The following is a 12,576-nucleotide window of genomic DNA, read 5'->3' on the forward strand; positions in this document are numbered from 1 at the left end:
CGTGTTCCTTAAACGAGGTGATAAAAAGTGAGGCAAATGCCTCAAGCCGTGGCGGCGTCGATTGCGCTCGCCGTTTTTGCCCACAGTGCTTCGTCGCACTTGGGGCAGAACTCATGTTCACCCGCCAGGTAGCCATGCACCGGGCAGATCGAAAAGGTGGGTGTCACTGTGAGGTAGGGTAAGCGAAAGTGAGAGAGCGCCGTTTTTACCAGCTTGCGACAGGCGGAGGCCGATGTAATCCGTTCGCGCATATAGAGATGCAATACCGTGCCACCGGTGTAGCGAGTCTGTAAGGGGTCTTGATGGCTCAGTGCCTCAAAGGGATCATCGGTATGGCCCACCGGCAATTGGCTGGAATTGGTGTAGTAGGGCGCCTCGGGTGTACCGGCCTGAAGAATGTCAGGAAAGCGAGTCAGATCCTCCCGGGCAAAGCGGTGAGTGGTGCCCTCTGCAGGAGTAGCTTCAAGGTTATACATATGGCCGGTCTGTTCTTGAAATTCGCGCATCCGCTCCCGGACGTGGTCAAGAAGATCCAGCGCCAGCTGCAGCCCTTGGGCGTCGGCTATATCGCAGCGATCCCCAGTAAAGTTGCGCACCATTTCGTTAAGCCCATTCACACCCAGAGTGGAGAAATGATTACGTAACGTGCCCAGGTAGCGCTGGGTAAAGGGGTAGAGCCCCTGATCCATTAGTTGCTGAATGCGCTCGCGCTTGAGTTCGAGGCTATCGCGCCCGAGCGACAGTAGGCGATCCAGCTCACTGAACAGCCCGGCCCGGTCGCCGGCAAAGCGGTAACCCAGCCGGGCGCAGTTGATCGTCACTACTCCCAACGATCCGGTTTGCTCCGCGCTGCCGAACAGGCCGTTGCCGCGTTTGAGCAGTTCACTTAAATCAAGCTGCAGGCGGCAGCACATGGAACGCACCATGTGGGGTTCCAGATCCGAATTTAGAAAGTTTTGAAAGTAGGGCAGGCCGTACTTGGCGGTCAGTGCGAAGAGCCGCTCGGCGTTGTCGCTTTCCCAGTCGAAATCATGGGTGATGTTATAAGTGGGTATCGGGAAGGTGAACACACGCCCGTGGCGGTCACCGGCCTCCATCACTTCCAAATATGCCCGGTTGATCAAGTCCATTTCAACCTGCAGTTCGCCGTAACTGAACGGCTGCTCCTCTCCACCGATAACCGGTACCTGTTGGCGCAAGTCGTCGGGGCAAACCCAGTCGAAGGTTAGGTTGGTGAAGGGCGTCTGGCTACCCCAGCGCGAAGGCACATTGAGGTTGTAGATGAATTCCTGAAGCGCCTGCTTGACCTGTGCATAGGTGAGGCCGTCCTTGCGCACGTAGGGGGCCAGGTAGGTATCGAAAGAGCTGAAGGCTTGTGCCCCGGCCCACTCGTTCTGCAAGGTGCCAAGAAAATTAACCATTTGCCCGAGGGCACTTGAGAGGTGGCGGGGCGGGTTGCTTTCGGCTCGTCCCGGCACCCCATTGAATCCCTGTAGCAGCAAAGTACGCAGCGACCAGCCGGCGCAATAGCCGCACAGCATATCCAGGTCGTGAATATGCAAATCACCTTCCCTATGAGCTTCCCCCACGGCGTGGGGGTAAATTTCATCGAGCCAGTAGTTGGCTATCAACTTGCCCGAGACGTTGAGGATTAAACCGCCCAATGAATAGCCCTGGTTGGCATTGGCGTGAACACGCCAGTCGGCGCGCTGGAGGTACTCATTGACCGTCGAGGCGACGTCAATATGATGCTTTGCTACCTGAACGCTTGTGGAGCTTTTCACCCAATTCGCCTATATATGCTAGATTTGATAAAAATAAATACTATATGTGGTGTCAAAGGGTAAGCGTTCAGGATTTTGCAATAAATGATCCAGGTCAAAAATGGTGGGGAAAAATAGTAAGGCGTGGTGGCGCCTAGACTATGGCTTTAGCCAATCATCGTGCGGGTGTTATCCATACCCGGTCGGCCATACCAGTAACCGTCGCAGATTTCAGCATCCACCAGTGATAAAGGGTCGGGCGTAGCTAACCTGCCGAGGCGGGCCTGGTCGAAAGCGGTGACCACTTCGGCCATGCCTTCTGCCCGTGGGCTGAGACGTGCCACTGATACCCCCATATCCGCCATGACCGTCAGTTCATGGCGCAGGTCCTGGCAGGCGCTGGAAAGGGTTTGAATACCGTTCAGGGTAAAAACATCCCGGGACTCTTGTGAACGTAGCACCAAGCCTTCGGGGTATTTTTGGCAGACGAACTTGCAGCGGTCTTTGGGTGTTTGGTGGCGCCGGGCGGTAAAACAGCGTGACGACCAGGCCAAGGGGAGATGCCCGTAGGCGAATACTTCACATGGGTGGGGAACACCTGCCTGGTGGCAGTCGTGAATAAGCTTGGTTAAGTCTTGCTGTGACATTTCCACCGGCGCTTGCCAGCGCTTCATTCCAGCACGTGCCATGACGCCCAGTGTCGCCGGGTTGTAGAGGTTGAGCGCAGCACCGGCGATAAAAGGCAGTCCGGCACTGGAGAGTCGTTGCAGGGCGCTTTGGTCATTGGCCTCGACGATAAAATCACCGTTGTCACACAGCTTGCGCAAGTCACGCAGGTCGGCTTCGGACTCGATCAGTGTCTGGCTGGCGAGTACTACCTGCTTGCCCGCCTGGGTGAGCTCGCGCCCAATGCCTAGCCAGTCGTCCAGTTTCATATCGCGGCGCCGCGAGCAGACGGTTTCGCCCAGAGTAATAATCTCTACCGGCCAGTCGGCTGCCTCGCGGTAGAAGTCGGCGTAGCGTTGCCGAGTCCAGTAAAAAAGCACCGGCCCGAGGGAGAGTTGAAGAGGGCCGGTTGATGAGGTCGGTGATGCGGGAGGTATGGTGTTCGGCATAGTAGGCTCCTATTTCCAGCGGCGCTCGTAGGCGCCTAGGGTAGTGATGGCACCTTCGGAAAGCTCGGCAAGGCCGGCCATCCAGGCGGGGTCTGGATCAAAGCGCTCAGGCTGAGCCTCTAAGCGGTTGAGCGCCTGACGCCAGATCCCGGCCACTTTAGAGACATAGGCGGGGCTGCGCTGACGACCTTCAATTTTGACGGCGCTAATACCCAGGTCGCGCAGCTCCGGCAATAGCTCCAGGGTATTGAGGCTGGTGGGTTCTTCGATGGCGTGATAGGTCTCGCCCGCCACCTCGAAGCGACCCTTGCATAGGGTGGGGTAGCCCGCGCGCTCGCCTTCGGCGTAGCGGTCGATAAGAACATTGTTAAGGCGCGACTCTAAGCCATCAGGCGTTTCTTCCCAACGGACATGGGCCGCTGGCGAGCAGACGCCCCGGGTATTGGGCGATTCGCCGGTCAGGTAGGAGGAGAGATAGCAGCGTCCTTCGGCCATGATGCACAGGCTGCCGAAAGCGAACACCTCCAGTTCTACCGGTGTTTGCTTTGCCAGGTCGCGTACCTGAGTGATTGACAGTACCCGTGGCAGTACGGCGCGCTTGATGCCGAAATGCTGGTGGTAAAAGCGAAGCGCTTCATGGCTGGTCGCCGAACCCTGCACTGAAAGGTGCCGCGAGATCTCGGGGTGATGGCGAGTAGCGTAGTCGAGCAGTCCCATATCGGCGAGAATCAGCGCATCCACGCCCAGTTCGGCGGCCTGATCCACGGCCCGAGTCCAGTGTTGCCAGCCATCGGGCTGGGGATAGGTATTAATGGCGCAAAAAACGCGTTTGCCATGTCGGTGGGCGTAATCGATCCCCTCGCGGGCACGTTTGTCGGTAAAGTTTAGCCCGGCGAATTGCCGTGCGTTGGTGATGTTCTGGAAACCGAAATAGACAGCGTCGGCACCTTCATCTACAGCGCGCTTGAGGGCGGGCAGGTTGCCAGCGGGACATACAAGCTCCATAGCGAGACTCCTTGCGGGAAAAGTCCGAGCATTTTAGTCACCTATTTTTTGTCGGCTTTTGACACAGGTCATATCGGGGTGGCTTTCAAAAGAGGATAACGCTGCAGAGTAGGCAAGCTGGATGCAGGCAGTTTTTAAAACGTATATTGTATGAATATTAACCAATGCTTGCTGCACCCACTTCCAGAGATCTTTTTCAGAGACCTCTTTTAGAGCCCCTTTTCAGAGACTTTTTTCTATCATGCAAGATGAACTGCTCTTCAATCGCCCCCTGGTAGAGAAATATGACCGCCCAGGCCCGCGGTACACTTCTTATCCCACTGCGCCCCAGTTTCATGCTGCGTTTGCCGAGAATGATTACCGTAGCGCCGCCGAGCGCAGTAATCGGGTCGCAGTACCCAAGCCGCTTTCGGTCTATGTGCATATCCCGTTCTGCAAAAGCCTGTGCTACTACTGCGCCTGCAACAAAATCATTACTCATAATACCGAGCGAGCCGCCGAATACCTCCAGTGGTTAAAACAGGAGATACGTGTTCAGGGAGCGCTGTTCGATACCACCCGGCAAATGACCCAATTACATTTGGGCGGCGGCACCCCAACCTACTTAAGCAACGCCCAGCTAAGCGAACTGATGGCGGCGCTAGACGAAGCTTTTCACTTCGCTGCACCTGAAGAGCGCGAATTCTCGCTGGAGGTAGACCCCCGCACCGTGACCCCCGAACAGGTGTACGAGCTCTACACGCTGGGCTTCAATCGGTTGAGCTTCGGGGTTCAGGACTTCGATCACGACGTGCAGCAAGCGGTCAATCGCGTCCAGAGTGAAGAGCAGGTGGTATCCCTGGTCAAGGCTGCCCGCGAGGCGGGGTTTGAATCGGTCAGCGTTGACCTGATCTACGGTCTACCACTGCAGACAGTGGCGAGTTTCGATACGACGCTAACCAAGATTATTGACCTGCAACCGGATCGCATTGCCGCTTATAGCTACGCCCATCTGCCCGAACTGTTTAAAGCTCAGCGGCTAATTCGCCCCGAAGACATGCCGCCACCCGAGCGCAAGCTGGAGCTGCTGGAGCTTACGATTAACCGCCTGACGGCCGCAGGGTATGTCTACATCGGCATGGATCACTTCGCCCTTCCGAATGACGAGCTGAGCCTGGCCCGGCAAAATGGCACTCTGCAGCGCAATTTTCAGGGTTACTCTACCCACGCCGACTGCGACATGATTGGGCTGGGCATTACCTCGATTGGCAAGGTGGGCGATACCTATAGCCAAAACGTCAAGGAAACTGCCCAGTATCAGCATCGCTTGGATGAAGGGCGTTTACCGGTCTTCCGTGGCTATCGCCTTAGCGATGACGACCGCCTGCGCCGCGATGTCATTAATACTCTGATGTGTCACGGCCGACTTGAATTTGCCGCTATCGAGGCCCGGCACAACATCGATTTTCGCAGCTACTTCGCGAGTGCCTTGGCGAGCCTCGAAGAGATGGCGGACGACGGACTAATTGCTTTGCGCGACCATGAAATCGAGGTGCTGCCTTCAGGGCGATTGATGATCCGCAATCTGGCCATGGCGTTCGACGCCTACCTGAAACCAACGGAAAACCGTTATTCGCGCACGGTGTAATTTCAACAGCGCCAACCGTCTATTCCTTTACGTTGGCCGCTCTATCACCTTGGGGGTAGATAGGGTGTATATGGAGGTAATCACGCAGTAATTCGCTTGTCGATCACGCAGAATCCACTCCATGGAACCCGCACTGTCGGGTATGCAAATTTCCGAGGAGCCTGGAGATCGACCATGAGTCACTTCATAGATCGGCTGAATTTCTTCCGCAAGTCCCGCGAGCCTTTTGCCAACGAACACGGTGAACTACGCAGCGAATCCCGTCAGTGGGAAGATAGTTATCGTGCCCGCTGGCAACACGACAAGGTAGTACGCAGTACCCACGGGGTGAACTGCACCGGCTCCTGTAGCTGGAAGATCTACGTTAAGAACGGTTTGGTTACCTGGGAAACCCAGCAGACTGACTACCCCCGTACCCGCCCCGACCTGCCTAACCATGAACCGCGTGGCTGCCCCCGCGGTGCCAGCTACTCCTGGTATCTGTACAGCGCCAATCGCCTGAAGTATCCATTAGTGCGCAAGCCGCTGCTGGCGCTATGGCGCGAAGCGCTCAAGGCTAACCCAGACCCGGTAGATGCCTGGGCATCTATTGTCGAAGACCCCGCCAAAACCAAACAGTACAAGCGTGCTCGCGGCATGGGCGGCTTCGTTCGCGGTAACTGGGACGAGCTCAACGAGCTGGTCGCTGCCTCTAACGTTTACACCGCCAAGCAGTATGGCCCTGACCGGATCATTGGCTTCTCGCCGATTCCTGCCATGTCGATGGTCAGCTACGCCGCGGGTAGTCGCTACCTCTCGCTGATTGGCGGCGTCTGCATGAGCTTCTACGACTGGTATTGCGACTTGCCCCCAGCCTCACCGATGACCTGGGGCGAGCAGACCGACGTACCTGAGTCTGCTGACTGGTACAACTCCGGCTACATTATTGCCTGGGGCTCCAACGTGCCCCAGACGCGTACCCCGGACGCCCACTTCTTTACCGAAGTACGTTACAAGGGTACCAAGACGGTCTCGATCACCCCGGATTATGCCGAAGTCTCCAAACTTACCGACGAGTGGCTTTCCGCCAAACAGGGCACCGATGCCGCCCTGGCGATGGCCATGGGCCATGTCATCCTCAAGGAATTCCACCTTGAGAACCCCAGTGCTTACTTTACTGATTATGTGCGCCGCTATACCGACATGCCGTTCCTGGTAGAACTGGAAGCGCGGGAAGATGGCAGCTTCGCACCGGGTCGCCAACTGCGTGCGAGTGATTTTGATGCTGCCCTGGGCCAGGAAAACAACCCTGAGTGGAAAACCGTCGCCTGGGACGAAACCCGTGACCAGCTGGTGGTACCACGCGGTTCCATCGGTTTCCGCTGGGGCGAAACTGGCGACGAAGTGGGCAAGTGGAACCTGGAATCGCTGGACGCCGCAGGCACTGAAATCAAGCCGTTACTAAGCCTGGCCAACCACCACGATAGCGTCGCGCGCGTGGCGTTCCCTTACTTCGGCGGTATCGAGCACGAGCACTTTGAGCACGTTAAAGGGGCGGGTGTCGGCGCGGCTGACGACCTGCTGTTCCACAATTTGCCCGCCAAACGCTTGAAGAGAGCCGATGGCAGCGAAATGCTGGCGGTCACCGTTTTTGATCTTATGTGTGCCAACTACGGTATCGATCGTGGCTTTGTCGGCGACGGCGAAGATGATGGCGCCACCTCGTTTGACCAGATTCGCCCCTATACCCCCGCGTGGCAGGAAAAAATCACCGGTGTCCCTGCAGAGCAGTGCACCCGCATTGCCCGTGAATTTGCCGACAACGCCCATAAAACCAACGGCCGTAGCATGATCATCGTCGGTGCCGGTATGAACCACTGGTACCACATGGACATGAACTACCGCGGCCTGATCAACATGCTGGTCATGTGCGGCTGTATCGGCCAAAGCGGTGGCGGCTGGGCCCACTATGTGGGGCAGGAAAAACTGCGTCCGCAGACTGGCTGGACGCCTTTGGCCTTTGGCCTCGACTGGCAGCGCCCGCCGCGCCATATGAACTCTACTTCCTTCTTCTATAGTCACTCCTCCCAGTGGCGCTACGAAAAGCTCGAGATTAAAGAAATTCTTTCGCCGTTGGCCAAGGCTGAGGATTACCCCGGTAGCCTGATTGACTTTAACGTGCGTGCTGAGCGCATGGGCTGGCTGCCGTCAGCACCACAACTGGACACTAACCCGCTGCGCCTGGCCAAAAAAGCCGAAGCCGCGGGTATGTCCACTGCCGACTATGCCGTTCAGCAGCTCAAGAGCGGTGAACTGCGCTTTGCCGCGGAAGACCCGGATGCACCAGAGAACTTCCCGCGCAATATGTTCATCTGGCGCTCAAACCTGCTGGGTAGTTCCGGTAAGGGCCATGAGTACATGCTCAAGTACCTGCTGGGTACTCGCCACGGTATTCAGGGTAAAGATCTGGGCGACTTCGGCGGCCAGAAGCCCGAAGAAGTGGTATGGCGTGACGAGGCGCCGGAAGGCAAGCTCGACCTGCTGGTGACGCTGGATTTCCGCATGTCCACCACCTGCCTCTACTCGGATATCGTGCTGCCTACGGCGACCTGGTATGAGAAGGACGACCTTAACACTTCTGACATGCACCCCTTTATTCACCCCTTGACTGCCGCCACCGACCCGGCCTGGGAATCGCGCAGCGACTGGGATATTTACAAGGGTATTGCCAAGGCTTTCTCCAAGGTGTGTGTAGGCCACCTGGGCGAAGAGACCGACCTGGTCACGCTGCCGATGCAGCACGACTCGCCAGGAGAATTGGCCCAGCCGGCGGTGATGGATTGGAAGAAGGGCGAATGCGCGCCGATTCCCGGCAAGACCATGCCATCGCTGATTGAGGTCAAGCGCAACTATCCCGAAACCTATGAGCGCTTCACCTCCGTAGGGCCGCTGCTGGAAAGTATCGGTAACGGCGGCAAGGGCATCGCTTGGAATACCGATGCTGAAGTCGAGCTGCTGGGCAAACTCAATCATCGCAAGCTGGATGGCCCGCATAAGGGGCGTCCATTGATCGACAGCGCCATCGATGCCGCCGAGATGATTCTGACCCTGGCACCGGAAACCAACGGCGCCGTGGCAGTAAAAGCGTGGGATGCACTCTCCAAAATTACCGGGCGTGACCACACCCACCTGGCGAGACCTAAGTTTGATGAGAAAATTCGCTTCCGCGATATCGTCGCCCAGCCACGCAAGATTATCTCAAGCCCGACCTGGTCTGGCCTTGAGGATGAGCATGTCTCCTATAACGCCGGTTACACCAACGTTCACGAGCTGATCCCTTGGCGCACCGTGAGTGGTCGTCAGCAGTTCTATCAGGATCATGCCTGGATGCGCGCTTTCGGTGAAAGCCTGCTGGTCTATCGTCCTCCCATCGATACCAAGGCGGCCAAAGGCTTCCAGCTTCCCGCCGACAACGGCTTCAAGAGCAAGGCGCTGAACTTCCTCACGCCGCACCAGAAGTGGGGCATCCACTCCACTTACTCGGACAACCTGCTGATGTTGACGCTTAACCGAGGCGGCCCGGTGGTGTGGCTCTCCGAGGCGGACGCGGCAGATATCGATATTGAGGACAACGACTGGATCGAGGTCTACAACGCCAACGGCTCGATTGCTGCGCGAGCAGTGGTCAGCCAGCGGGTCAAGGCGGGCATGGTGATGATGTACCACGCCCAGGAGCGCAACGTGAACGTCCCCGGCTCTGAGGTCACCGGCACGCGGGGCGGTATTCACAACTCGGTCACCCGTGTCTGCCCCAAGCCAACCCATATGATCGGCGGCTACGCGCAGCTCTCTTACAGTTTTAATTATTACGGCACCGTCGGCTCAAACCGCGATGAGTTCGTGTTAGTGCGCAAGATGAAACACGTTGACTGGCTGGATGGTGAAGGCAATGACAGTGTTCAGAAGAACAGTGCTCAGGAGGCCGTGAAATGAAAATTCGTTCCCAGGTAGGCATGGTTCTCAACCTTGATAAGTGTATTGGTTGCCACACCTGTTCGGTGACCTGCAAAAATGTCTGGACCAGTCGCGAAGGTATGGAGTACGCCTGGTTCAACAATGTCGAGACCAAGCCCGGTATCGGCTATCCCAAAGAGTGGGAGAACCAGGCCAAGTGGAAGGGCGGATGGATGCGCCGTAACGACGGTCGGATTGAACCGCGTATTGGTGGCAAATGGCGGGTGCTGGCGAATATCTTCGCCAACCCCGACCTGCCTGAAATGGATGACTACTATGAGCCGTTCACTTTCGACTACCAACACCTGCATACCGCCAAGATCGGCGAGCACCAGCCGGTAGCGCGCCCGCGCTCGCTGATTTCCGGTCAGCGAATGAAAAAGATCGAATGGGGCCCCAACTGGGAAGAGATCCTTGGCACCGAGTTCGCCAAGCGGCGCAAAGACGCCAACTTCGACAAGGTGCAGGCAGATATCTACGGCCAGTTCGAAAACACCTTCATGATGTATCTGCCGCGCCTCTGCGAGCACTGCTTGAATCCCACCTGTGTGGCGTCCTGCCCTAGCGGTGCGATCTACAAGCGGGAAGAGGATGGCATCGTTCTAATCGACCAGGACAAGTGCCGTGGCTGGCGGATGTGTATCTCCGGCTGCCCCTACAAGAAGATCTACTACAACTGGAAAAGCGGTAAGTCCGAGAAGTGTATTTTCTGCTACCCGCGTATCGAGGCCGGTCAGCCGACCATCTGCTCCGAGACCTGTGTGGGCCGCATTCGCTATCTCGGCGTGCTGCTGTATGACGCTGATCGTATCGAGGAAGTGGCGAGCTCCCCTGACGAGCGTGACCTCTACCACCGCCAGTGCGAGATTTTCCTAGATCCTAACGATCCGGAAGTGATTGCCCAGGCCAAGCGGGATGGCATCCAGGATAACGTCATCAAAGCCGCCCAGGCCTCACCGGTCTACAAGATGGCTATCGACTGGGGGTTGGCGCTGCCGCTGCACCCGGAATACCGCACGCTGCCGATGGTGTGGTACGTGCCGCCGCTGTCGCCGATTCAGTCCGCCGCTGAGGCGGGGCATGTAGAGTTCGATGGCATCCTGCCCAAGATCGAATCACTGCGTATCCCGGTGAAGTACCTGGCTAACCTGTTGACAGCCGGTGAAGAGGAGCCCGTAGTGTTGGCACTCAAGCGTTTGATGGCGATGCGTGTCTACATGCGTGGCAAACACGTGGAGGGCGCCCCCAACGCCGAAGTGCTCGATGCCGTGGGGCTGAGCGTGGCCCAGGTAGAGGAGATGTACCGCTACCTGGCCATTGCCAACTACGAGGATCGGTTTGTGATCCCCACCAGCCATCGGGAAATGGCCACCGAAGCCTTCCCTGAACGGGGAGGATGCGGCTTTACCTTTGGTGATGGTTGCCACGGTGAGAGCCAGCCCAACCTGTTCAATGGCCGTAAGCAGACCAGCGTGTTGGTGAAACCGGTAGAGGTCTTCGACCCGCAGCCACAACTTGAGGAGTCTCGTCATGACTGAAGCCGCTACCCAATCGCTGACCCCGGTAGAGCCGTCGTTCGAGCCGCTACAGGGTATGCGCAGCCTACGCGTACTGGCCCGCCTGCTCGATTACCCGACCCAGGAACTGCAGGATGCCAGCGGCGAGCTCATCGAAATTCTCAATGCCGAGCGCCGCCTGGGGGCGGCTCTCAAATCGTCGCTTATGGAGTGGTGTCAGCGTCTCCAAGAGGGTGACCTGCTTGAACTGCAGGCCGAGTACGTCGCCATGTTCGATAAGGGGCGAGCTACGTCGCTGCTGCTATTCGAGCACGTTCACGGTGAATCACGTGACCGTGGCCAGGCCATGGTAGATCTTATGGCCGAGTACAGCGCGGCCGGTTTTGAGCTGGATGCCCGTGAACTGCCCGATCATCTACCGGTATTTCTTGAATACCTTTCAATGTGCGATGAAGCCGAGATCGGCCGCTGGCTGGGCGAAATACGCCATATTCTGGCGCTGCTGACCGCGCGGCTGGAGGAACGGGGAGCGGATCACGCGCTGGTACCGCTGTCACTGTTGGCGTTAATCGGCGCCGAGGGCGATGTCGAAGAGCATCGGCCCCAGGTTAAGAAAGAAGTGCCTGATAACACCCCCGAAGCCTTGGACGCCGTATGGGAAGAAGAAGCGGTGCGCTTCTCGGCAACCTCTGACGAAGACTGCGCGCTGCAGTCTGCCGAAGGCCGCCGCTTGGCCGAGCGCAAACACACCGTTCAGAGCCAGCCGGTGCGCATTATGCCTGCCCCGTCTTTAAATGCCTCTTCCGCTCCTTCCGCTCCTTCCGCCGATCGTTAATAGGAGAATCACCATGTATGACGCGATTGCGCATTACTTAACCCATCTGATTTACGGCTACTACCCCTATCTCGCTGGCACGGTGTTCCTGCTGGGTAGCCTGCTCCGTTTCGATCATGGTCAGTACACCTGGAAGACCGGTTCTAGCCAGATGCTCTCTTCAAAGAATATGCGCCTGGGCAGCAACCTGTTTCATATCGGTATTATCGTGATTTTCTTCGGCCATCTGGTAGGCATGCTCACTCCGCACTGGGTCTATGAACCGTTCCTGCACGCTGGCACTAAGCAGCTAGTGGCTATCGTGGTGGGCGGTATTGCCGGTGCCATGTGCGTGGTGGGCGGCGCCATGTTGCTCTATCGGCGCCTGGCCAACCCTCGCGTAAAGGCATCGTCGAGCATGATGGATACCTTGATCCTGGGCTTGATCGTCTTACAAGCGTGCCTGGGTATGGTGACCATCATCTTCTCGCTGGGCCATATGGACGGCGAAATGATGCTGACACTCTCCAGCTGGGCGCAGTCGATAGTCTTCTTCAGCGGCGGTGCGGCGGACTACATGCAGGAAGTGTCGTGGATTTACAAACTGCATATCTTTATCGGCTTAACCATCATCCTGCTGTTCCCGTTTTCGCGGCTGGTGCATGTGTGGAGCGCGCCGTTTGGCTATGTGACTCGTCGTTATCAGCTTGTCCGCCGCCGCGGCTAACAACTGCTTGTGCTC

The 12,576-nt window shown here is 57.4% G+C and carries 8 protein-coding genes; 5 read left to right on the forward strand and 3 right to left on the reverse strand.

Annotation, left to right across the window (positions count from 1 at the left end; translation table 11 throughout):
* Nucleotides 1–41: 41 nt before the first annotated feature.
* The 3 genes from OM794_RS10505 to ubiU form a co-directional block, all read right to left on the reverse strand.
* On the reverse strand, nt 42–1,784 hold the full coding sequence (locus tag OM794_RS10505) for a ribonucleoside triphosphate reductase (protein WP_265154576.1): 1,743 nt from the start codon (nt 1,782–1,784) through the stop codon (nt 42–44).
* Nucleotides 1,785–1,930: 146 nt separating this feature from the next.
* The gene (locus OM794_RS10510; RefSeq protein WP_226249898.1) at nt 1,931–2,878 is read right to left on the reverse strand and encodes a U32 family peptidase; all 948 of its coding nucleotides are present in this window, start codon (nt 2,876–2,878) and stop codon (nt 1,931–1,933) included.
* 9 nt (nt 2,879–2,887) lie between these two features.
* Nucleotides 2,888–3,883, reverse strand: coding sequence for a ubiquinone anaerobic biosynthesis protein UbiU (gene ubiU / locus OM794_RS10515; RefSeq protein WP_226249899.1), 996 nt, complete (start codon nt 3,881–3,883; stop codon nt 2,888–2,890).
* 241 nt (nt 3,884–4,124) lie between these two features.
* Here ubiU and hemN point away from each other — a divergent pair, with 241 nt between their 5' ends.
* The 5 genes from hemN to narI all read left to right on the forward strand — a co-directional run bounded on the left by hemN (nt 4,125) and on the right by narI (nt 12,561).
* Nucleotides 4,125–5,510 carry an oxygen-independent coproporphyrinogen III oxidase gene (gene hemN / locus OM794_RS10520; RefSeq protein WP_226249900.1) on the forward strand — a complete coding sequence of 462 codons (1,386 nt, stop codon included), beginning with the start codon at nt 4,125–4,127 and terminating at the stop codon, nt 5,508–5,510.
* Nucleotides 5,511–5,684: 174 nt separating this feature from the next.
* A complete protein-coding gene (locus tag OM794_RS10525) occupies nt 5,685–9,482 on the forward strand; it encodes a nitrate reductase subunit alpha (RefSeq protein WP_226249901.1) in 3,798 nt (1,265 codons plus the stop codon).
* The gene (gene narH, locus OM794_RS10530) at nt 9,479–11,041 is read left to right on the forward strand and encodes a nitrate reductase subunit beta (protein WP_226249902.1); all 1,563 of its coding nucleotides are present in this window, start codon (nt 9,479–9,481) and stop codon (nt 11,039–11,041) included. Before OM794_RS10525 ends, narH begins: the two co-directional genes overlap by 4 nt.
* Nucleotides 11,034–11,855, forward strand: coding sequence for a nitrate reductase molybdenum cofactor assembly chaperone (gene narJ / locus OM794_RS10535; RefSeq protein WP_226249903.1), 822 nt, complete (start codon nt 11,034–11,036; stop codon nt 11,853–11,855). The genes narH and narJ overlap by 8 nt, the downstream gene beginning before the upstream one ends.
* A gap of 13 nt (nt 11,856–11,868) precedes the next feature.
* On the forward strand, nt 11,869–12,561 hold the full coding sequence (narI, locus tag OM794_RS10540; protein ID WP_039858452.1) for a respiratory nitrate reductase subunit gamma: 693 nt from the start codon (nt 11,869–11,871) through the stop codon (nt 12,559–12,561).
* The last annotated feature ends 15 nt before the right edge of the window (nt 12,562–12,576 follow it).

Source organism: Halomonas sp. BDJS001 (assembly GCF_026104355.1).
In the GTDB taxonomy this organism is placed as follows: domain Bacteria; phylum Pseudomonadota; class Gammaproteobacteria; order Pseudomonadales; family Halomonadaceae; genus Vreelandella.